The organism is Pseudomonas sp. GW823-FHT02F05 (assembly GCF_058797315.1).
On record NZ_JBXAJM010000006.1, the window covers coordinates 180871 to 200923 of the forward strand.

22 protein-coding genes are annotated in these 20053 nt (G+C 60.2%); 11 read left to right on the plus strand and 11 right to left on the minus strand.

All coding sequences use genetic code 11. The annotated features are described in order from the left end of the window. Nucleotides 1-80: 80 nt before the first annotated feature. Nucleotides 81-488 (plus strand): SMI1/KNR4 family protein, encoded by a 408-nt coding sequence (locus AC1RAC_RS09970; protein ID WP_034129154.1) that lies wholly within the window; start codon nt 81-83, stop codon nt 486-488. 82 nt (nt 489-570) lie between these two features. Here AC1RAC_RS09970 and AC1RAC_RS09975 read toward each other — a convergent pair whose 3' ends face one another. Next, nucleotides 571-2331 carry a cation:proton antiporter gene (locus AC1RAC_RS09975; protein WP_490614458.1) on the minus strand — a complete coding sequence of 587 codons (1761 nt, stop codon included), beginning with the start codon at nt 2329-2331 and terminating at the stop codon, nt 571-573. Nucleotides 2332-2613: 282 nt separating this feature from the next. On the opposite strand from AC1RAC_RS09975, the gene AC1RAC_RS09980 reads away from it, so the two are divergent. Then, nucleotides 2614-3099: an acyl-CoA thioesterase gene (locus tag AC1RAC_RS09980; protein ID WP_003195747.1), complete on the plus strand. Its 486-nt coding sequence runs from the start codon at nt 2614-2616 to the stop codon at nt 3097-3099. Between the two features lie 62 nt (nt 3100-3161). Here the strand turns inward: AC1RAC_RS09980 and pdxY are convergent, their stop codons facing one another. Continuing rightward, nucleotides 3162-4034: a pyridoxal kinase PdxY gene (gene pdxY / locus AC1RAC_RS09985; protein ID WP_181124443.1), complete on the minus strand. Its 873-nt coding sequence runs from the start codon at nt 4032-4034 to the stop codon at nt 3162-3164. A 117-nt stretch (nt 4035-4151) separates the two neighbouring features. On the opposite strand from pdxY, the gene AC1RAC_RS09990 reads away from it, so the two are divergent. Further along, complete coding sequence (locus AC1RAC_RS09990; RefSeq protein WP_003195752.1) at nt 4152-4547, plus strand: DUF3301 domain-containing protein; 396 nt, start codon at nt 4152-4154, stop codon at nt 4545-4547. On the opposite strand, the gene AC1RAC_RS09995 is transcribed toward AC1RAC_RS09990, so the two are convergent. Genes AC1RAC_RS09995 through dksA form a run of 4 tightly spaced genes read right to left on the minus strand, consistent with a single transcriptional unit; the run spans nt 4541 to nt 7829 of the window. Beyond that, entirely contained in the window at nt 4541-5503 is a 963-nt protein-coding gene (locus AC1RAC_RS09995) for a CobW family GTP-binding protein (protein WP_492616533.1), read from the minus strand. The two genes, AC1RAC_RS09990 and AC1RAC_RS09995, sit on opposite strands and share 7 nt — an antisense overlap. Nucleotides 5504-5547: 44 nt before the next feature. Then, nucleotides 5548-6192: a DUF1826 domain-containing protein gene (locus tag AC1RAC_RS10000; protein WP_492616534.1), complete on the minus strand. Its 645-nt coding sequence runs from the start codon at nt 6190-6192 to the stop codon at nt 5548-5550. Next, entirely contained in the window at nt 6192-7397 is a 1206-nt protein-coding gene (zigA, locus tag AC1RAC_RS10005; protein WP_197900101.1) for a zinc metallochaperone GTPase ZigA, read from the minus strand. The genes AC1RAC_RS10000 and zigA overlap by 1 nt, the downstream gene beginning before the upstream one ends. A 27-nt stretch (nt 7398-7424) precedes the next feature. Then, nucleotides 7425-7829, minus strand: a complete 405-nt coding sequence (gene dksA / locus AC1RAC_RS10010; protein WP_034129158.1) for an RNA polymerase-binding protein DksA — start codon at nt 7827-7829, stop codon at nt 7425-7427. A gap of 125 nt (nt 7830-7954) precedes the next feature. On the opposite strand from dksA, the gene AC1RAC_RS10015 reads away from it, so the two are divergent. Beyond that, complete coding sequence (locus AC1RAC_RS10015; protein ID WP_034129159.1) at nt 7955-8323, plus strand: hypothetical protein; 369 nt, start codon at nt 7955-7957, stop codon at nt 8321-8323. Here AC1RAC_RS10015 and AC1RAC_RS10020 read toward each other — a convergent pair. Then, nucleotides 8320-9531: an N-acetylmuramoyl-L-alanine amidase gene (locus AC1RAC_RS10020; protein WP_236453491.1), complete on the minus strand. Its 1212-nt coding sequence runs from the start codon at nt 9529-9531 to the stop codon at nt 8320-8322. The two genes, AC1RAC_RS10015 and AC1RAC_RS10020, sit on opposite strands and share 4 nt — an antisense overlap. A gap of 128 nt (nt 9532-9659) precedes the next feature. On the opposite strand from AC1RAC_RS10020, the gene folE2 reads away from it, so the two are divergent. The 6 genes from folE2 to AC1RAC_RS10050 are packed head-to-tail and all read left to right on the plus strand — an operon-like array spanning nt 9660 to nt 14870. Beyond that, entirely contained in the window at nt 9660-10550 is an 891-nt protein-coding gene (folE2, locus tag AC1RAC_RS10025; protein WP_492616535.1) for a GTP cyclohydrolase FolE2, read from the plus strand. Beyond that, complete coding sequence (locus AC1RAC_RS10030) at nt 10547-11215, plus strand: metal ABC transporter ATP-binding protein (RefSeq protein ID WP_492616536.1); 669 nt, start codon at nt 10547-10549, stop codon at nt 11213-11215. The genes folE2 and AC1RAC_RS10030 overlap by 4 nt, the downstream gene beginning before the upstream one ends. Further along, on the plus strand, nt 11216-12082 hold the full coding sequence (locus tag AC1RAC_RS10035; protein ID WP_003195772.1) for a metal ABC transporter permease: 867 nt from the start codon (nt 11216-11218) through the stop codon (nt 12080-12082). It abuts the gene before it with no gap. Between the two features lie 11 nt (nt 12083-12093). After that, nucleotides 12094-12972 carry a metal ABC transporter substrate-binding protein gene (locus tag AC1RAC_RS10040; RefSeq protein ID WP_492616537.1) on the plus strand — a complete coding sequence of 293 codons (879 nt, stop codon included), beginning with the start codon at nt 12094-12096 and terminating at the stop codon, nt 12970-12972. Beyond that, a complete protein-coding gene (locus AC1RAC_RS10045; RefSeq protein WP_089041552.1) occupies nt 12969-13529 on the plus strand; it encodes a gamma carbonic anhydrase family protein in 561 nt (186 codons plus the stop codon). Before AC1RAC_RS10040 ends, AC1RAC_RS10045 begins: the two co-directional genes overlap by 4 nt. Before the next feature lie 3 nt (nt 13530-13532). Continuing rightward, nucleotides 13533-14870, plus strand: a complete 1338-nt coding sequence (locus AC1RAC_RS10050) for a dihydroorotase (RefSeq protein ID WP_492616538.1) — start codon at nt 13533-13535, stop codon at nt 14868-14870. Here AC1RAC_RS10050 and AC1RAC_RS10055 read toward each other — a convergent pair. Further along, entirely contained in the window at nt 14867-15388 is a 522-nt protein-coding gene (locus AC1RAC_RS10055; RefSeq protein WP_492616539.1) for a DUF3617 domain-containing protein, read from the minus strand. The genes AC1RAC_RS10050 and AC1RAC_RS10055 overlap by 4 nt on opposite strands. A 130-nt stretch (nt 15389-15518) precedes the next feature. Between AC1RAC_RS10055 and cls the strand changes: the two genes are divergently transcribed. After that, nucleotides 15519-16958, plus strand: coding sequence for a cardiolipin synthase (gene cls, locus AC1RAC_RS10060; RefSeq protein ID WP_492616540.1), 1440 nt, complete (start codon nt 15519-15521; stop codon nt 16956-16958). A 134-nt stretch (nt 16959-17092) separates the two neighbouring features. On the opposite strand, the gene cfaB is transcribed toward cls, so the two are convergent. From cfaB to bufB, 3 genes are all read right to left on the minus strand, one after another. After that, nucleotides 17093-18277: a C17 cyclopropane fatty acid synthase CfaB gene (gene cfaB / locus AC1RAC_RS10065; protein ID WP_014720571.1), complete on the minus strand. Its 1185-nt coding sequence runs from the start codon at nt 18275-18277 to the stop codon at nt 17093-17095. A gap of 87 nt (nt 18278-18364) precedes the next feature. Then, the gene (locus AC1RAC_RS10070; protein ID WP_057975213.1) at nt 18365-19153 is read right to left on the minus strand and encodes an HvfC/BufC N-terminal domain-containing protein; all 789 of its coding nucleotides are present in this window, start codon (nt 19151-19153) and stop codon (nt 18365-18367) included. Further along, nucleotides 19144-19989 carry an MNIO family bufferin maturase gene (bufB, locus tag AC1RAC_RS10075; RefSeq protein WP_034134115.1) on the minus strand — a complete coding sequence of 282 codons (846 nt, stop codon included), beginning with the start codon at nt 19987-19989 and terminating at the stop codon, nt 19144-19146. The genes AC1RAC_RS10070 and bufB overlap by 10 nt, the downstream gene beginning before the upstream one ends. Nucleotides 19990-20053: the final 64 nt, after the last annotated feature.

The window sequence follows — 20053 nt, forward strand, 5'->3', positions numbered from 1 at the left end:
TATTTCACGGTTGCACTTATAGCGAGCTACTGTATAAAACGCCCCTATAAACCGCGCCATCTAGCAAGAGGATCCCGGCCGTGGAAGAAATCATCGAACAACTGCGTGAAGCCAACGAACCGGTCCCGGTGCCTTTGGAGCTGCCTGACGAAGACCTGCTGGTGGAAATCGAGGAACAACTGTTCATCGACATCCCCTTTGTCTTCCGTGAATTCTTGCTGACCGTCAGTGACGTGGTCTACGGCAGCCTGGAGCCGGTGACCGTCACCGACCCACAGTCCCACACTTACCTGCCAGACGTTGCCGCCAACGCCTGGGATGCCGGTGTTGATCGCAGCCTGATCCCTATCTGCCAGGACGGCGACGACTACTATTGCGTCGAAGAAGACGGCACCGTCGTGCTGTGGTCCGGTGAGGAAGAACTGGTTACTGAAGAAACCTGGGAATCGGTGTGGCACTGGGCACGGGACGTCTGGCTGGAAAGCTGAGTCCCCTGACCTCTGGCAACCGGCTTTTGTGGCGAGGGAGCTTGCTCCCGCTGGGCTGCAAAGCAGCCCCCGCCAACGCCAGTCAGTGTTCCGTATCCTTGTGGTTATCCAGCGTCTCCAGCAACGCAACCTGCATCCGCGTATGCACACGGATAAACCAGCGCCAGAGCACTGCAGCCACCGCCGCCGTGACCACGGCAATCAACACCAGCAACTTGTTGGTCGGCAGAATACTGGCCGACAAGGCTGCCAATAGCAGGAAGATCACCAGCAGCGACAAGAGGGGGATCAGCTCCGCAATCACCCTTCGCACACGCTGGGTATGACGCCCGGCCATCTCTGGCTTCACGCTCATCTCCGCCAGCAGCATCGACAGCGCCTTGAGCTTGCGATACGCCGCAATCAGAAACGGCAACGACACTAGCAGCGCCCCGCCCCAGATCAACGCCTTCTGCCAGCTTTGATCGCTGACCCAGCCTTCCAGATACCCACCGATGCGCCCTGCGAAAAAGCTGCCGGCAAAGAAGATTGCGATCACCAATGCCAGGTTTACCCCGACTTGCAGGATGATCTTGCGGATCATCGCGGCCAACATCGCCCCCTCGCCCTGGGGCTGAATGCTGCGCAACCATTCTCCATACATGCCGAACACTCGGCTCATTCGCGTGGGCATCAGTGCGGCGATCTTCAATGATAGCGGGTCGGCCCCGCGAATCAGGTAGGGCGTCAGCAGCGTGGTGATCGCCGAAACGGCCACCGCCACGGGATACAGAAAGTCGCTGGTGACCTGCAGGGTCATCCCCAGCGCCGCGATGATGAAAGAAAACTCGCCAATTTGTGACAGCCCCATACCCACCCGCAGCGAGGTGCGACCATCATTGCCGGCGATAAACGCACCTAGCCCGCAAGACAGCATCTTGCCCAGCACCACGGCCACGGTGATCACCGCAATGGGCCAGGCGTATTGCAACAGGATCTGCGGGTCGATCATCAAGCCAATCGCCACGAAGAAAATCGCGCTGAACATGTCGCGAACGGGTTCGATCAGGCGTTCGATCTTAATCAACTGCCGGGATTCAGCCATGATCGCGCCGATCAAAAAGGCCCCGAGCACCATGCTGTATTCCAACTTCACCACCAGCAGGCAGAAACCAAAGCACAGCCCCAATACCGTGATCAGCAGCATCTCGTTGCTTTCAAACTTGGCCACATAAGCCAGCAGGCGCGGCACCAGCAAAATACCAATCACCAACGCAACGATCATGAACAGCGAGAGCTTGCCGACTGTGGAGAACACCTCGCCGGAGCTGACCGTGCCACTCACGGCGATGCTCGACAGCAAGGCAATGATGCCGATACCCAGGATGTCCTCGACAATCAGCACACCGAAAATCAGCTGGGCGAACCGCTGGTCTTTCATCTTCAGGTCGTTGAGAGCCTTGACGATAATGGTGGTCGAGGAGATTGCCAGGATCGCGCCGAGGAACAGCGAGTCCATGGTGCTCCAGTCGAACCAGCGGCCGATCTCGTAGCCGATCCAGATCATCAGCACGATTTCCAGGAACGCCGCGATAAACGCCGTGGCCCCGACTTTGAATAGCTTGCGCAGGCTGAATTCCAGGCCCAGGCAAAACATCAGGAAGATGACTCCCAACTCCGCCAGGGTCTTGATCGTGTCTTCATCGTGGATCAGGCCAAACGGCGGGGTGTGGGGGCCGATAATGAAGCCGGCGACGATGTAGCCCAACACCACCGGCTGCTTGAAGCGGTGAAACAGGATGGTGACCACCCCTGCCACCAGCATGATCACGGCCAAGTCCTGGATAAAGCTGATGGCGTGCATGGCGAGGGGCTCCTTGAGGGTGCCGGCGCTTTTCCCACTTCCGGCCGCGCCTTTGAAGCGTCGGAAAAGTCTGCCTTGATCGTAAGAAAAGCCCTGAGAAGGGCTTTTGAAGGGTAACACCGCGACTTCTGCTGGAAAGCCGGTGCAATATATGGAAACAGATCGCTGCGCGCGTGACGGCAAGCCGCCTGACGGCGTCCCGTTAGGGATGGCGCTGCAAAGACTTTGAGTACCCGCAGAGGTGCCTCCCCCCAACCAATGCCTACAACCCGTGAGTGTGCTATGGAACCCGGAAACGCCCAGCTGTCGATGACGGTACTGATGACCCCTGACATGGCCAACTTCTCTGGCAATGTGCACGGCGGCACGCTGCTCAAGTACCTCGACGAAGTGGCCTATGCCTGCGCCAGCCGTTATGCCGGTCGTTATGTGGTCACGCTGTCAGTAGATCAGGTGATCTTTCGCGAGCCGATTCATGTCGGTGAGCTGGTGACCTTCCTGGCGTCAGTCAACTACACCGGCAATACGTCGATGGAAGTGGGCATCAAGGTGGTGACCGAGAATATCCGTGAACGCTCGGTGCGCCATACCAACAGCTGCTTCTTCACCATGGTGGCCGTGGACGACCAGCGCAAACCTGCCGCCGTACCGCCGTTGCAGCCGCAGAACAGCGAAGACAAGCGCCGCTTTGTGCAGGCTCAGCAGCGTCGGCAGATTCGTCAGGAACTGGAAAAGCGTTACCGGGAAATCAAAGCCGACGCGCCGTAATTTGTAAACCCAATCAAAATGTGGGAACGGGCTTGCTCGCTCCCACATTGGATTCTGTGTCATTACAGGCTGATCGGTATGGCTTCGAAGCGCACACGAGGGTGGGCAATACGGTCCTGCGCCCGCACCAGTTCCAGTTCATAACTGGCGCAGGCCTGGGTTTCCAGCAGCACTTCATGCACGGCCGCGGCGGTGAATTCAAAGGCAGCCACCAGGCTATCACCCAACAGCACCCGCGCCAGAAACAGGCCCGACGTCAGGTCGCCCACGCCCACTGGCTGGCGCGGAAACGCCAGCAGGGGCCGGCGCAAGTGCCAACTGCCCTCAGCTGTCACCAGCAGCATTTCAAAACCTTCTGGCAGTTTGCCTGGGTAATCCAGGTGCTTGACCAACACCGCCTTGGGTCCGCGCGCCAGCAAGGCCTTGGCCATCGCCAGGCAATCGAACAGCGATTGCGGCTTGCGCCCGGCAAAACTGTCCAGCTCCAGTTGGTTGGGGCACAGGAAGTCCGCCATGGCGGCGGCTTCATCCAAAAGGAAATCGCTGACCTCCTGCGGCACGATGCAACCCTTTTCCGGGTGGCCCATCACCGGGTCGCACAGGTACAGCGCCTTGGGGTTGATCGCCTTGATGCGCGCCACACCGCTGAGGATGGCGCGGCCCTGGTCGGCACTGCCCAGGTAACCGGACAGCACCGCATCACAGTTGCCCAGCTCGCCAATCGCGGCAATACCCTCCACCAGCGCAGGAATTTGCTGCGGCGCCAGCACTTCGCCCGCCCACTGTCCATACTGTGTGTGGTTGGAGAACTGCACCGTGTTGAGCGGCCAGACGTTCACCCCGACCCGCTGCATGGGGAACACGGCGGCGCTGTTTCCGGCGTGGCCGAAGACCACATGAGACTGGATCGCAAGCAGGTGAGGTGTACGTTTCATGCGGGAGATTTCCGTAAAACCGTTGAATTTCTGGCCGAGCAGTATGCGACTAAACGCAGCCTGTACGACAGACCGGCGACACAGTTAAGCTGCGCTCACTTTGTTGGAGTTCATGGAATGCTGACCCTGGGAAACATCTTCGTTTTGATGCTGCTGGCCACCGGCGCCGCCTGGGTTTGGCATAACCACGGCCTGCGTGAACGGGCGCTGGCGCGGGTCAAGCAGCATTGCGCCAAGCTCGATATCGAGCTGCTTGACGGTGCCGTGGCGCTCAAGCGCATCGGTTTCGTCAAGGATGCCAATGGCCGCCGACGCCTGGCGCGCATCTATAATTTCGAGTTCACGGTGACCGGCGAAACCCGGCATGCCGGGGTCATCACCCAATTCGGCGCCCACAGCGCGCAGATCGAACTGGCGCCCTACCCGTTCGAAACCAAGGAGCCGCTGCCCAGCGCCGAGATCATCGAATTGAGCCAGTGGCGCCAGGACCACGCTAGCAAGAAACATCAGTAACGGCAGGCTGCCAGGGCGCTTTGCAATGCGGCCACGTCCTGTGGTGCGCTGAAGATCAACTCAACACGTGAATCGCGCCGCCAAGCGCTGGGTTGCCAGTGCAGTGGGCTGTTGTCCACAGCGTTGGCAGACACCCAACCCTCAACGCTGTGGATAACCAATTTGGCACGGCGCCAGCCCAAACTGAATAGCCACTGATGCAGACGGCTGACATCGAATCGCTGGCTTGGGTGCCAGCGCCAGCCAATGCTCCAGCCGCCCTCCTGGCTCTGACTCAGACAGATCGGCAACCCCGGGTCGCTCCAGATCGCCGGCATTTGCCCCACCGCTTCAGGCACGCCGAAATTATCCACCGCTACTTGGGCCCGTGCTTTCAAACCGGGCAACCGGTCGAGTGGCAGTTGCGCCTGGCGTGTCCAATAGAGCGGGCAATCGGGTAATTGCACTTCAATCGCCTGACGTTGAGCCGCGGTCAGCGTCTCGTCCTTGTTCAGCACCAGCAGGCCGGCGCTGGTCAACGCCTCCTGCTGTGCCTGCGGCAACGGCTTGCCCGCTGCCAAAGCCTGAGCATCGAGTACCAGCACGCACGGCTGCACGGCGAGCACGTCTTGCCATGGTGCGTGCCGCAGTTGCTTGAGCAATTGCGCCGGATGGCCCAAGCCTGAGGGCTCGATAAACAACCGGTCCGGCTTAGCCTTACGCAACAAGCGGCCCAGCCCTACCTGGAACGGTGCACCGTTCACACAGCACAAACAGCCGCCAGCCACCTCGCCCAAGGCGATGCCGTCATCGTCTTGTGTGAGTAGGGCTGCGTCCAGGCCGATCTGGCCGAACTCGTTGATCAGCACCGCCCAGCGCTCGTTGGCCGGGCGCTGGGCAAGCAGGTGCTTGATCAGGCTGGTCTTGCCGGCGCCCAAGGGCCCTGCAATCACGTGGGTAGGAATGTTCTGCAACATGAGAGGCATCGTTCAGGCCGTGTAGAGCGTTTGATCCTACGCGGTTATGCCAGCCAATCCAGTGTCAGGATCAACCGTCGCTCATCGGCCTTGAGCGCTGGCGAGCGGTGGATCAGCCCTTGTCCTTCATTGCCGTGCCATTTCGTGCCTTTAAGCAGCGCCACTTCACCGCAATGGATCTGCTCGATGCGCTCAGTGGGCTCGGCATCCGCCTGGCTCAATGTGCGCCGGTCCATAACGCCTTCGCGCAACCATTGGCTACCGATACCGGCGTAGGTGGTGATCAGCCGAACCGGCACGTGATCGACGTGAAAACGCGGGCACATGGCCTTGTCCAACAGCCGTAAGCGTACGCCGATGCGCTTGGCGCCCAGCAGGCAGGCGAATGCACTGACCAGCCACGTCACATCGGCGATAAACCCATCGTAGCCTTCAAGATCGCGACAGCTGGACGCCAAACCTTGCAAGTTCGGCACGGAGTCTTCGCTAGTCAACTCGACCACCAAGGACTCGGCCAACGATTCATTGAGCGCCACCAGCAAAGCGCCAAACTCGGCGATATGCAGGGGCAATTGGCGCTGCCAGATCGCCAGGTTGACGCCATCATTGAGGATGTCGGACAGCGCCAGCGGCGTTTCTCCACAGCTTTGGCGGATGACAGGGCGTAGGGGAATGACCGGGGCCAGCATCAGGCGACCTGCTCGTACCAAGGGCCAAACGGGTCGGGTAGCTGGCGCCAACCTTCGACACCCAGGGCCATTTCTTCATCGGTGAGCAAGCAGGCGTCCAACTCGGTACGCATCTGGGCAAAGTCGATGTTTTGCCCGATAAACACCAGTTCCTGACGGCAGTCACCCGTGCTCAACTGCCAGTTAGCCATGATCGCCGCCACGCTTTCTTCGTCCTGAGGCCACTGGCTTTTCGGCACAAAGCGCCACCAACGCCCGGCAAACCCATGGCGCATCAACCCGCCCGCCTGGGACCAACTGCCCGCATCCTGATGTTTGCTGGCCAACCAGAAGAAACCCTTGGAGCGCAACAGCTTGCCGTTGACCCAGGGGCGGTCGATAAAGTCGAAAAACCGCTGTGGATGGAGCGGCCGGCGAGCACGGTAAGCCGTGGACGCTATGCCGTATTCTTCGGTTTCCGGCACATGCTCACCGCGCAATTCCTGCAACCAGCCCGGGGCCTGGGCGGCGCGTTCGAAGTCGAAACGGCCAGTGTTGAGGATTTTGTTCAGCGGCACTTCGCCCATAACCATCGGGATGATTTCCGCCTGGGCGTTGAGGCGCTCGAGGATGGCCATCAGTTCTTCGCGCTCACGGCTGCTGATCAGGTCGATCTTGCTGATCAGGATGACGTCGGCGAATTCGATCTGTTCGATCAACAGGTCGGTGATGGAACGTTCATCCTCCTCACCGAGGGTTTCGCCCCGTGAAGCCAGGCTTTCGGCGGCCTGGTAGTCGAGCAGGAAATTCATACCGTCGACCACAGTGACCATCGTGTCCAGGCGTGCAATGTCGGCCAGGCTTTGCTCGTTTTCATCGCGAAAAGTGAAGGTTTCGGCCACGGGCAAAGGTTCGGAAATACCGGTGGATTCGATCAGCAGGTAATCGAAACGACCTTCTTTGGCGAGTTTTCCCACCTCTTCAAGCAAGTCTTCACGCAAGGTGCAGCAGATGCAGCCATTGCTCATCTCCACCAGCTTTTCTTCCGAACGATTGAGCGTGACATCACGCTGCACCTCGCTGCCGTCGATGTTGATTTCGCTCATGTCGTTGACGATCACCGCCACCCGCAGGTTGTCGCGGTTGCGCAGGACATAGTTGAGCAGCGTGCTTTTACCGGCACCGAGAAAGCCGGACAACACGGTCACAGGGAGACGATTGGGCATCAGGTATTCCTCATCAAGGTTGGCCGGTCAAACTGCCCGTCTATGGCGTTCGCGCAGCTCTTCACGTTCTTTGGCTTCGATACATAAGGTGGCGGTGGGACGCAGCAGCAGGCGTTGCAGGCCGATGGGTTCGCCGGTTTCACGGCACCAGCCGTATTCGCCACGAGCCAGCAGCTCCAAGGCGTCGTCGATCTTGTCCAATAGCTTCTTTTCACGCTCCAGCAGGCGCAGTTGCCATTGGCGTTGCTCTTCGGCACTGCCGATATCCGCCAGATCGCTGTTGGTTTCCTGCTCGCGCAGCGCCTGGAACTCTGCGTCGATACGGGCTTGCAGGTCATCGCGCTGAGCCAGCAGCAGTTCGCGGAAAAAGCGCTGCTGGGCCTCATTCATGTAGTCGGCCGCTGGTTGGGCCAAAAGGTCGTGTTCGGTCATGGAAGCGGTTCGCGGGTCGGGCTGTGCATTTATGTTATAGTATAACAATACAAATAAGCCAATCCCTCTTGCTCGCCGCGACGAAGGGCGCAATGCTGGGTCACCTGCCTATGTTGAGAACCTCGATGAAATACCTGCTGTGCGCGCTGCTATTGGCAGTCGCCGGGCCTGCCTGCGCCCAGGCACCCAGCCTGTTGGCCAACTGCACACGCAGCGCCAACCTGCTCGCTTGTGTGGACCCGTTGGGCAATGCCTATAGCGTGGCAACCGTCGGCAGCACTACGTATCTGCGCGGTTTCGAAGTGATCGGCAAACGCTATTGGGCGCAGACCAACAGCCGTTATGGGCAACTGACGTTTTTTACCGGGTTGGCATCGGATGGCGAGGCGTGGGTTGGCTACACGCGGCGCGTGGGCTGGACCACCATCAACCGGTTTTCCAGCTCAGGGGGCGCCAGCGCCAAGTTCACTTGCAGCCGAATGACCGGCTGTTAGACCTGGCTGTTTTTCTGCGCCTGCACCCAGGCCATGTAGCTGTTCATGGGTGGGTTCTTCTGGAAGTAACGCTTGAGTCCTTCGAAAAGGCCATCCGCCACCGCCTGTTGATGGCGCGCCGTCACCAGCCGCTGGGCATCCCGAGGGTTGGAAATGAAACCCGTCTCCACCAGGATCGAAGGCACGTCCGGTGACTTGAGCACGGCGAACCCGGCCTGTTCCACACGTTTCTGATGCAGGCTGGTGATGTTTTGCAGGCTGCCCAATACCGAGCTGCCCAGTTGCAGGCTGGAGGCGATGGTCGCATTCATCGACATGTCGAGAATGACCCCGGCCAGCATCGGGTCCTTGTCCTTCAGATTGAGCAAGGTGGTGGCGCCCAGCAAGTCGGCGCCATTTTCGCGTTGGGCCATGAAGCGGGCCGTGGCGGAGGTGGCGCCCCCTTCAGACAACGCATACACCGAAGCGCCCGACGCGGTCAGCCGTGGCGCGGCGTCGGCATGTACCGAAATAAACATATCGGCCTTGTGCTGACGGGCGATGTCCACGCGCTTGCGCAGCGGCACGAAGAAGTCGTCGTTGCGCACCAGTTTTACGTCAAAACCCTTTTCGCGCTTCAAGCGTTTAGCCAACAACTGGGCAATCGACAGCACCACATCTTTTTCGCGCTGGCCCTTGGAGCCAATGGCACCTGGGTCTTTGCCGCCATGGCCAGGGTCGACCACCACGATTATGTCGCGCTTGGGATGCGCCTTGTCTACCGGCGTCACCAAGAGTGCCGGCTCTGCGGCGATTTGACGGGGCGCACGGGTCGCGTTGGTCAAATCCAACACCAGGCGATGGCCTTGGCCATCCTGGGGCGGCAGCACGAAGCTGTTGAGCTGCATGGGCTCGACCAGGTCCAGCACGATGCGCGTATCGCTCTTGCCGAAATGCCCGGAACGGATCGAGATAATCCCACTGTTCTTCAACGCCAATTGGGAAAAGTCGCCGCTGAGACCGGCGCCACTCAAGTCGATGATCAAGCGGTCCGGTGAGGCCAGGGAAAAGGTCTTGTATTGCACCGGGCCGCTGAGGTCGAACACCAGGCGCAGCTTGTCGTTTGAGCGCCACAGGCGTGCATTGCGAATCTGCGTGGCGTAAGCCCCCAAAGGCAAGGCAAACAAGGGGCTGACCAGCAGCAGGTTGAGGAGCTGACGTCGGTGCATGGCATATACCGCAGATAAAGGAGTGTCCCTACTCGATATGACTGAACAAAGGCTGGAGCAGAAAATTCATCGTAGCTCGTATTGTTATACTATAACATGTCGAATTATTTCCAACGATGGACCTGCTTATGAATGCGCTGACTCTGCCGGACATTGCCGCGCAGGCTTCACGCCAAGCCTTGCCACTCGACTGGGTGGGTATGTGCGGCATCGCCTTGCCGATCCTGATTGACGGTCAACGCCTGGCCGCCACCGCTGATGCGGGCGTAAGCCTGGACGACGGCACGGCCCGTGGCATTCATATGTCACGCCTGTACCTGGCTCTGGAAATGCTCGATCAACACCCGCTGACACCTGCACTGCTGCGTAATGTACTGCAGCGTTTTCTCGACACACATGAAGGTTTATCTAAGAACGCTTACTTGCGCATCAACACCCAGTTGCTGCTTAAACGACCCGCCCTGGTCAGTCCGCTAGCCGGCTGGAAGAGCTACCCGGTGAGCATCGAAGCGCGTCTGGAAAACCAGATGTTCCACGTGGAACTAAAAATTGACGTTACTTATTCCTCAACCTGCCCTTGCTCCGCCGCACTCGCCAGGCAGTTGATTCAGCAGCAATTTGTGGATGATTTCGCCAACACGCCGTTGCAGCACGAAGCGCTGCTGGCCTGGCTCGGCAGTGCCAACGGCATCGTCGCCACACCCCATAGCCAACGCAGCAGCGCGCAGTTGCACGTTCAGTTGCAAGGTACTGACCTGCCGATAATCGACTTGATCAACGCTGCCGAAGCCGCGCTCGGTACCGCCGTACAAACCGCGGTGAAACGCGCAGACGAACAAGCCTTCGCCCTGGCCAACGGGCAGAACCTGATGTTCTGCGAAGACGCCGCTCGCCGCCTGAACCTCGCCTTGAAACGCTCGGATGCCATCAAAGCCTTCCACCTCAAAGTGATCCACGCCGAAAGCCTGCACGCGCACGATGCCGTGGCTGAAAGCCGCTGGACGAGAGACTTTGCATGATCACCTGTAACTCTTTGCGCTGGGGTGCCCCTGGGCAACCGCTCACCCCGGCACTGGATTTGACCCTGGAAAAAGGCAGCCTCACCGGCATCATCGGCGCCAATGGCACAGGCAAGAGCAGCCTGCTCAAAGTCATCGCCGGCCTGCAAAAGCCGCTGGCGGGAAAGGTCATTGTGGATGTTCCACGCCGTGGCGGCCTGGCATTCCTGCCCCAGCAGCAACACTTGGACCGCCAGTTCCCCATCAGCCTGCAAGAGCTGGTCGCTGCCGGTTTCTGGGGCACCCAACACACCGCGCAACAACGCAGCCAACGCCTGCACGCGGTACTCGAAGACTGGTGCCTGACTGGCTTGGAACACCGACCGTTGATGGCATTGTCCGGAGGCGAATTGCAGCGCGCCCTGCTGGCACGCATGAGCCTGGCCGACGCATCCGTCCTGCTGCTCGACGAACCTCACGCAGCCCTCGATGAGGACGGTCAGGCGCTGTGCTGGAAGCACATCCACGCTTGGCACAACGAAGGCCGCACCCTGGTGATCGTCTGCCATGACCTGGCCTCCGTGCGTCACCACACCCAGCACGTACTGCAGATCAAAAACACCGGCTGCGTATTCGGCCCCAGCAAAGAGCTGATCCGCCCGCAACCGCAGATGCAGGTGGCCTGAATGCACTTCACTGCCCACTTGTGGCTGCCGTTTCATGAGTTCGTCTTTATGCGCCGCGCACTCATCGGCGGTTTGGTACTGGCTTGCAGCACCGCGCCGCTAGGAGTGTTTCTGATCCTGCGGCGCATGAGCCTGATCGGTGATGCGGTGGCCCACGGCATCCTGCCCGGCGCAGCCCTGGGTTTCTGGTTCGCCGGGCTGAGCCTGCCCGCGCTGACCCTCGGCGGCCTGGGTGCGGGCCTGAGCATGGCCGGCCTGGCCGCGTGGATCACTCGCCGCACCGGCCTGCGCGAAGACGCCAGCCTCGCCGCCATCTACCCCATCTCTTTGGCCGCCGGCGTGCTGATCCTGGGCCTTGCCGGCAAGCGTCTGGACCTGCTGCACCTGCTGTTCGGCTCCGCCCTGGCCGTGGATCAAACCACACTGACCGGCATGCTATGGGTCTCGGGTTTCAGCCTGATCGCCATGGCGCTGATCTACAAACCGCTGCTGCTGGACACCCTCGACCCGCTGTTCCTGCAAACCGTCAGCCGCCTCGGGCCCCTCGCCCATGGCGTGTTCCTGACCCTGGTGGTGCTGAACCTAGTGATCGGTTTCCAGGCCATCGGCGCGTTGATGGTGGTCGGCTTGATGATGTTGCCGGCCATCGCCTCACGCTTCTGGAGTCGACGCCTGCCAGTGCTGATCGCGGTATCGGCGCTGCTGGGATGCCTGTCGGTGTGGTTGGGCCTGCTGCTGTCGTTCTACTACTCACTGCCCAGCGGCCCGGCGATCGTGCTGGTGGCAGGCGCTGGGTATTTGTTGTCCGTGGTGTTCGGTCCGGTGCACGGTTTGTTGCGCCGCCCGCCTTTGCTCACATCCCAATGAGGTGTTTCCCGATGCGCGCTCTATTCGTGCTGTTCAGTCTGCTGCTGCCGCTTTCGATGGCCCACGCCGCCGACAAACTGCAAGTGGTCACCAGCTTCAGTATTCTCGATGACATCACCCACCAGATCGGTGGCGAGCATATCCAGATCAGCAACATGGTCGGCCCGGACGCCGACGCCCATACCTATGAACCCACGCCGGACGACGCCAAGGCACTGCTCAAGGCCAAGGTCATCATCAAGAACGGCCTCGGTTTCGAGCCGTGGCTGGACCGCCTGGTTACCAGCACCGAAACCAAGGCAACGGTGGTCACCGCCAGCAAAGGCGTGATTTCCCACACCATGGACGAGGATGGCGAAACCATTCCCGACCCGCACGCCTGGCACAACTTGGCCAACGCCGAGATTTATGTGAGCAACATCACCAAAGCGCTGGTAGCCGCCGACCCTGCCAACAAGACCGCCTACCTGAGCAACAGCCAGGCCTACCTCAAGCAAATCCGTAGCCTGCTGGACGAGGCCAAGGCCAAGTTCGGCGCCCTGCCACCGGGAAACCGTCGCATCGTCACTTCCCATGACGCCTTCGGTTACCTGGGCCAGGCCTATGGCATCCAGTTCCTCGCGCCCCAGGGCTTGTCCACCGAACGTGACCCTTCGGCCGCTGAAGTTGCCGCGCTGATCACCCAGATTCGCAAAGACAAGGTCAAAGCCGTGTTCATGGAAAACATCAAGGACTCACGCCTGCTCAAGCAGATCGCTGACGAAAGCGGCGCACAGATCGGCGGCACGCTGTACTCCGACGCTCTCGCTGCAGAAGGCCCGGCCAGCACCTTTATCGGGCTGTTCGAATACAACCTCAACACCCTGTGCGCCGCACTGAGCCAGCCATGATCCGCAAAAATCCTTCCGGCGACCTGCCGGTGATTGCCGAATCGGCCTACGTCGACAAGACCGCGATCATCTGCGGCAAAGTTATCATCGGTGAGAACGTGTTCGTCGGCCCTTACGCCGTGATCCGCGCCGACGAAGTGGATGCCAGCGGCGCCATGGACCCGATCACCATCGGCGCCAACTCCAACATCCAGGACGGCGTGGTCATCCACTCCAAGTCCGGCGCAGCGGTGACCATCGGCGAATTCACCTCCATCGCTCACCGCTCCATCGTCCACGGCCCCTGTACAGTGGGCAACCGCGTGTTTATTGGCTTCAACAGCGTGCTGTTCAATTGCGCCGTGGGCGATGGGTGCGTGGTGCGCCACAACTCGGTGGTCGACGGCCGTGACCTGCCCACCGCTTTCTACGTGCCCTCTACCACGCGTATCGGCCCCAACACCGACTTGTCGCACTTCCCGCCGGTGAGTGTCAGCGCCTCGGAGTTTTCCGAGGATGTGGCACGCACCAACGTCGACCTGGTGCGCGGCTACAAAGCCCTGCAAAACGAGTTCTGAACCATGAGCCGCCTGCTGATCCGCAACGCCCGACTGGTCAACGAGGGCCAGGTATTCGACGCCGACGTACTGATCGCCAATGGTCGTATCGAGAAAATTGCCGCCAGCATTCAAGGCGATAACGAACCGGTGGAAATCGATGCCAACGGCCAGTGGCTACTGCCAGGGATGATCGACGATCAGGTGCACTTTCGCGAACCCGGCGCACCGGAAAAAGGCAGTTTCTACAGCGAATCCCGCGCGGCGGTGGCCGGTGGTATCACCAGCTTCATGGACATGCCCAACACCCACCCGGCCACGCTGAACCTGGAAGCCCTTGCCGATAAAAAGCGCCGTGCCGCACTGCATTCAGTGGCCAACTACGGCTTCCATTTTGGCGTGAGCAACGACAACCTCGACACCGTCGCGGCCCTCGCTCCTCGTGAAGTAGCTGGAGTCAAAGTGTTCATGGGCGCCTCCACCGGCAATATGCTGGTGGACGACCCACGCGTTCTGGAGCGCCTATTTGCCGAGGCGCCGACCATCCTGCTCGCTCACTGCGAACACACGCCCAGCATATTGGCCAACGAGCAGCGCCTGCGCGAACGCTTCGGCGAGCATATTCCCGCCGTCGCCCACCCGCTGATCCGTGATGCCGAGGCCTGTTATCGCTCGTCATCGTTTGCCGTGGAATTGGCCAAACGCCATGGCACGCGCCTGCATGTGTTGCACCTGACCACCGCTCGCGAACTCGCGCTGTTCGAAGACAAGCCCCTGGCCGACAAGCACATCACCGCCGAAGTCTGCCTGCACCACCTGCTGTTCGATGACCGCGATTACCACCGCCTCGGCCACCAGATCAAATGCAACCCGGCGATCAAGACCCGCGCCGACCGCGACGCGCTGCGCCTGGCGTTATTGAGTGATCGTCTGGATGTGATTGGCACCGACCATGCGCCGCATACCTGGGCGCAAAAACAGTTGGACTATCGGCAAGCACCCTCGGGCTTGCCCCTGGTGCAGCATGCCCTGCCGGCGTTGCTGGAGTTGGTGGCCGACGGGCATTTACCCCTGACCACTCTGGTAGCCAAGACCAGCCACCGCGTGGCCGACCTGTTTGCCATTGCTGATCGCGGCTACCTGCGCGAAGGCTACTGGGCCGACCTGGTGCTGATCAAACCCGAGCCTGCCGGCAAGCCGGTCAACAGCCAACCCATTCTCGCCCGTTGTGGCTGGACACCTTTTGCAGAGCGCAGCTTTCGTCACAGCGTGAGTACAACACTGGTCAGCGGCCACCTGGCCTGGCACAACGGCCAGGTGGTCAACAGTTGCCAGGGCTTGCCCCTGCAGTTTGGGCGTTAAGCGCGGGGTTTGACCGAACCGCAATCGTTGCCCAGCCACTGGGCGTGGCTGTCCAGGCTACCCTTCTGCTGGATCCCGGTGGCATTGAAGGTACCGTTGACGCTGGTGGTGAATTCTTTCTGGCTCTGGAACGTTGCCACCCCAGTGCCCTGGGCTTTCGGGCAACTGAAACGGAATTTCCACTGGTTGCCGCTCTTGTCGGTGACTTCCTGTTTGCAGCCCGATTGAGGGTCGGTCAGGGGGATCGAATCGGAGGCCACCTGAGCCGGGGTCAGGCACACCTGTACGCCTTTACCGGCCATGTTGATGCCTTGCTTTTCGAGCACGGCGCGCTGTTCAGGGGTCATCTGTTGCTTGAGTTGACCGAGGATCAGCGACAAGTCCGGCAGGTCCTGGTTATCGACTTTCATATTGCTGGTGGTCAATTCCCACAAGCCCGGCGCCAGCATCTGCGCCTGCGCCGCCACAGGCAGCGACAAACCAACAACCATGGCCAAACCAAGCAGACGAGCATTCATCGGGTAACTCCTGGGTAATTGTGGGCGTTAGACGTCGCAAAGCAGCCAGTGTTGCATGGCAAATAAAATAGCGACATTCACAGCCGTTCATGGTCTGTTACGCACTGGACTGCCTGGAGTTACGTCGTTCATGGATTTCTTTGGCCCGCACCTGCTCGCCTACGTCATTGCCACGCTGCACTTTCTCGGAACGCTCGCCGCGATCCACGCAGTACTGACCGTGCGCACCGCACAAGGCTCGATTGCCTGGGCGTTGTCACTGATGTTCATGCCCTACCTGACGCTGATCCCCTACCTGATTTTTGGCCGCAGCACCTTCGACGCGTACATCCAGGCCCGTCGCCAGGCCAACCAGGAAATGCACACGGCCATCACCGAACTGAACTGGCGCCCGTGGGTGGAGGAAGCGCTTGCGGCGCGCAACTCCAGCGCCTACGCCTCCTTGCGCGCCATGCCCAAGCTGGGCCGCATGCCCTGCCTGGCCAACAACGAAGTGCGCCTGTTGATCAATGGCGATGCCACCTTCGGCGCGATCTTCGAGGCTATTCGTAACGCAAAGACCGCCGTGCTGTTCCAGTTTTTCATCATTCACGATGATGAACTGGGCCGCCAATTGCAGACCCTGTTGAAGGAAAAAGCCGCTCAGGGCGTGGCCATTTACGTCCTGTACGACCGCATCGGCAGCCACGCCCTGCCCCATCGTTATGTGCAAGCGCTGCGTGACGCAGGCGTCCAGGTCAAGGCATTCGCCACCCGCAGTGGCTGGCTCAATCGCTTCCAGGTCAACTTCCGTAACCATCGCAAGATCGTCGTGGTGGACGGCATCTCCGGTTTTGTCGGCGGGCATAACGTAGGCGATGAATACCTGGGTAAAAAACCGCCCCTGGCGCCATGGCGCGATACCCATGTGCAGGTCACCGGCCCGGTGGTGGCGTGCCTGCAGGAGTCGTTTGCCGAGGACTGGTTCTGGGCCGCACGGGAACTGCCGCCACTGATCCTGCCGGATGCCTACCCGGAAGACGGCGTGCTCTGCCAGTTGCTCGCCAGTGGGCCAGCGGACCCTTATGAAACCTGTTCGCTGTTTTTCGTCGAGGCCATCCATGCGGCGACCGAGCGCGTGTGGATCACCAGCCCCTACTTCATCCCCGACGAGGCGGTATTTGCCGCCCTGCGCCTGGCGGTATTGCGCGGAGTCGATGTGCGCCTGCTGCTGCCGTCACGGCCCGACCACCGCATCGTATATGCCGCGTCCAGCCTGTATGCCAACGAAGCGGTGCGAGCGGGCGTGCGGGTGTTTCGCTACACGCCGGGCTTTTTGCATCAAAAGGTGGTGTTGGTGGACAGCGAAATCAGCGCCATTGGCAGTGCCAACATGGACAACCGTTCGTTCCGGCTGAATTTTGAAGTGATGCTGCTGACGGTGGATGAAGCCTTCGCCAGCCAGGTTGAGCAGATGCTGCTGGACGACTTTGCCCTGGCCCATGAAGTCAGCCAGGAAGAAAGCCGCGAGACCCGTCGCCTGCAACAACTGGGGATGCGCGTGGCGCGCTTGATCTCACCCATCCTCTAACCGCCAACACACAACCAATAATGTAGGAGCGAGCTTGCTCGCGAAAAACTCACAGGCGCCGCGTTCATTCAGCTAGTACGCGTTATCGTTGACGTTTTTCGCGAGCAAGCTCGCTCCTACGGTTTTGAGCGTGATCAGCGGTAGAGGTCTTCCCGCGTCCACGGCAGTTCATGCCCGCCATCGGCATGGGGTTTCACCGCCAGTATCTGGTGCAGGTTGATCCAGCCTCGGGCAAATGCATAAGCGCAACCGGCCAGGTACAGCCGCCAGATGCGTAGCGCCTGTTCCGGTACCATCTTCGCCGCTGCTTCCAGGTTGTCTTCCAGGCGTTCACTCCAATGGTCCAATGTGCGGGCGTAATGCATACGCAGGCTTTCGACATCGACCACTTCCAGCCCTGCTTCACTGATCTCGGCGGTCATCATCGCCAGGTGCGGCAGTTCGCCGTTAGGGAACACGTAGCGCTCGATAAACTCGCCGGCGCCACGGCCTACGGGGCGGCCATCGGTGTGCTTGGCGGTAATGCCATGGTTCATCACCAGACCACCTTCACGCACCGCGCCGAACAGGGTCCGGCAGTACTGCGCCAGGTTGGCGTGGCCGACGTGTTCGAACATGCCCACGCTTACCACTTTGTCGAAACGGCCGTCCTGGGGCAGGTCGCGGTAGTCGAGTAATTGCAGGTCGACCTGGTCTTCCAGGCCTTCGGCTTTCACCCGCTCCTTGGCCAGCGCCAGTTGTTCCTTGCTCAAGGTGATGCCGAACACCTTGACCCCGAACTCACGTGCGGCATAGCGCGCCAACCCGCCCCAGCCGCAGCCCACATCCAAAAGATATTCACCCGGCTGCAGCCGCAACTTGCGGCACAGGTGGCGAAATTTGTCTTGTTGGGCCTGGTCGATCGACTCGCTGCCGGTTTCGAAATAACCGCAGGAGTAGGCCATGTCCTGGTCCAGCCATAGCTGGTAGAACTCGTTGGACAGGTCGTAATGGTAGGAAATGGCCGCCGCGTCGGTGGCCTTGTCGTGAATCGAGCGTACCGGGCGACTCTCCTCGTCGTCATCGACCAAGGCGTGACTCAACTCGTCACATACCCTGATCACTTCGGTGATGGAGCCTTCCAGCTCCAGCTTGCCCTCGACGAAGGCTTCGCCCAGTGAGTCGAGCGTTGGATGGGTCAGCCTGGATACAACCGTGGGGTCCTTGACCACGATGGTGACGCTGGGCTCAGGGCCCAAGTTGAATTCATGGCCGTCCCAGAGTCGAAGACGCAGCGGTAGCTGAAGATTCTGTAAGGCCGGTGGAAGTTGCGCGAGCATGAGTAGTCCCCCCTTGTTTCAGACGTCTGCTGTGAGGGTAGACCATGCCAAACAAAGTAGGAAGCTATCGAATGAATAGCCCCCCTTCTATGGCGCTCGGCGCTCGAGCAAACCTTCCTGGACCCACTGTTTCAGCCAAGTGGCCGCTTGCAGCGACGCCCCCTCTGCATAAGTGACCGCGACCTCAGTACACAGTTCTGAAAAATTCCACCCCATGGTCACCATGCCCGAGAGTGCACAAGCTTCAGCGGCTTCCAGGCTGCGGTAGTGGCAGCGGTTCTGGTTGCGCCACACCAGGCAGATTTGCGCCGGTTCCAGCGCCTGGCTGCCGGGGAAATCCGACTCATCCTTGCTGGCTCGCCAGATCGCCACCGTGTTGAAACGGCAAAGCAGCTGCTGCACCGAAGGCGCCAGCGCAACCTGCAAGGTGGGCCAGTCTTCAGGCGCCAAATGCGCCATGTCATTCAAGGTCAGCGGCTCCCCTTCGGCGGCGTCAAACGCCAAGGTGAACGCCCACTCCAGGCGTGCCAACTCAGCCAAAGGCGCACTTTGCGCAGCCATCAAATGCTCAACGATAAACATCGCAAAGCGCTCGCCCAACCAGCGCACGCTGTAATGGGCCGACGGATAACGGCGGATGTAGGCCTCGGTCAGTGAGCAAAACTGCTCATCTCCCAGCCAATACCAGATGGCACCGAAGTCATGGCGCAGCACCTCTTGCAGTCGCGACAGATAGGCGTTGTGGTAAATCGCCAGGCCGGTGTCCACATCCAACGTCGGCCCTCCCAGCAAGGTGGCGGCAAAGCCACTGCTGGCCGCGGGCGCTTCGGATAATAGATGCTGTTCAAACGCCAACTGCCAGTCGATCAGGCGCATAACGCTCTCCGGGCCAAGGCGCTGGCACCCAACTCACGGGCTTTGTTCAACTCGGTGAGCAACTCTTCGAAGGGCGGAAAATGGTCATCGCGTTCCAGCAAGGTCGACACCGGGCCCAAATGCTCCAAAGTTTGCTGATACAGCGCCCACACCGGGTCGCACACTGGATGGTCATGGGTATCGACCACATAGTCGCCATAGTCCATATGCCCCGCCAAATGCAGTTGGCGAATGCTTTCGGGTGGCAGGTTGCGAATGAACGTCCAGGCATCAAAGCCATGGTTGCGTGCGCTGACGTAGACGTTGTTGACGTCCAGCAGCAATTGGCAGCCGCTCAGGTGGGCCAAGGCGTTGAGGAACTCCCACTCGGTGAATTCATCCGCCTTGGAACGCACGTAGCTTGAGACATTTTCCAGCACCAGCGGCCGTTGCAAGACGTCCTGCACCTGACGCACGCGGCCGGCCACGTGGTAGAGGCTTTCTTCGGTGTAAGGCAGGGGCAGCAAGTCATGTAACTGGTGCGCGCTGCCACGGCTCCAGCACAGGTGATCGGAAATCCACGCCGGCTGAATGCGCTCTGCGAGCTGTTTGATGTGGTTCAGGTAATCCGTATCGAGGGCATGTGGCCCGCCGATGGACAACGACACACCGTGCATCACCAAGGGGTAACGTTCGGCTATCGCATCCAGGTAGTACAAGGCCTTGCCGCCCTGCACCAAGTAATTCTCGGAGATCACTTCGAACCAATCCACGGCCGGCGACTGTTCTAGGATCTGGTGGTAGTACTCACTGCGTAAACCCAGGCCGTAACCCAGACTTGGAAGGGACGCGGACATGACTCACTCCAGGGCAAAGTGTCCGCAGCGGTAGCAGGCAGCCGCCGCGGTTGCACTTGTTTGC

Coding starts and splice junctions, on each gene's coding strand:
- AC1RAC_RS09975 (WP_490614458.1), bottom strand. CDS start 2,331: ATGCACGCCATCAGCTTTATCCAGGACTTGGCCGTGATCATGCTGGTG.
- AC1RAC_RS09980 (WP_003195747.1), top strand. CDS start 2,614: ATGGAACCCGGAAACGCCCAGCTGTCGATGACGGTACTGATGACCCCT.
- pdxY (WP_181124443.1), bottom strand. CDS start 4,034: ATGAAACGTACACCTCACCTGCTTGCGATCCAGTCTCATGTGGTCTTC.
- AC1RAC_RS09990 (WP_003195752.1), top strand. CDS start 4,152: ATGCTGACCCTGGGAAACATCTTCGTTTTGATGCTGCTGGCCACCGGC.
- AC1RAC_RS09995 (WP_492616533.1), bottom strand. CDS start 5,503: ATGTTGCAGAACATTCCTACCCACGTGATTGCAGGGCCCTTGGGCGCC.
- AC1RAC_RS10000 (WP_492616534.1), bottom strand. CDS start 6,192: ATGCTGGCCCCGGTCATTCCCCTACGCCCTGTCATCCGCCAAAGCTGT.
- zigA (WP_197900101.1), bottom strand. CDS start 7,397: ATGCCCAATCGTCTCCCTGTGACCGTGTTGTCCGGCTTTCTCGGTGCC.
- dksA (WP_034129158.1), bottom strand. CDS start 7,829: ATGACCGAACACGACCTTTTGGCCCAACCAGCGGCCGACTACATGAAT.
- AC1RAC_RS10015 (WP_034129159.1), top strand. CDS start 7,955: ATGAAATACCTGCTGTGCGCGCTGCTATTGGCAGTCGCCGGGCCTGCC.
- AC1RAC_RS10020 (WP_236453491.1), bottom strand. CDS start 9,531: ATGCACCGACGTCAGCTCCTCAACCTGCTGCTGGTCAGCCCCTTGTTT.
- folE2 (WP_492616535.1), top strand. CDS start 9,660: ATGAATGCGCTGACTCTGCCGGACATTGCCGCGCAGGCTTCACGCCAA.
- AC1RAC_RS10030 (WP_492616536.1), top strand. CDS start 10,547: ATGATCACCTGTAACTCTTTGCGCTGGGGTGCCCCTGGGCAACCGCTC.
- AC1RAC_RS10035 (WP_003195772.1), top strand. CDS start 11,216: ATGCACTTCACTGCCCACTTGTGGCTGCCGTTTCATGAGTTCGTCTTT.
- AC1RAC_RS10040 (WP_492616537.1), top strand. CDS start 12,094: ATGCGCGCTCTATTCGTGCTGTTCAGTCTGCTGCTGCCGCTTTCGATG.
- AC1RAC_RS10045 (WP_089041552.1), top strand. CDS start 12,969: ATGATCCGCAAAAATCCTTCCGGCGACCTGCCGGTGATTGCCGAATCG.
- AC1RAC_RS10050 (WP_492616538.1), top strand. CDS start 13,533: ATGAGCCGCCTGCTGATCCGCAACGCCCGACTGGTCAACGAGGGCCAG.
- AC1RAC_RS10055 (WP_492616539.1), bottom strand. CDS start 15,388: ATGAATGCTCGTCTGCTTGGTTTGGCCATGGTTGTTGGTTTGTCGCTG.
- cls (WP_492616540.1), top strand. CDS start 15,519: ATGGATTTCTTTGGCCCGCACCTGCTCGCCTACGTCATTGCCACGCTG.
- cfaB (WP_014720571.1), bottom strand. CDS start 18,277: ATGCTCGCGCAACTTCCACCGGCCTTACAGAATCTTCAGCTACCGCTG.
- AC1RAC_RS10070 (WP_057975213.1), bottom strand. CDS start 19,153: ATGCGCCTGATCGACTGGCAGTTGGCGTTTGAACAGCATCTATTATCC.
- bufB (WP_034134115.1), bottom strand. CDS start 19,989: ATGTCCGCGTCCCTTCCAAGTCTGGGTTACGGCCTGGGTTTACGCAGT.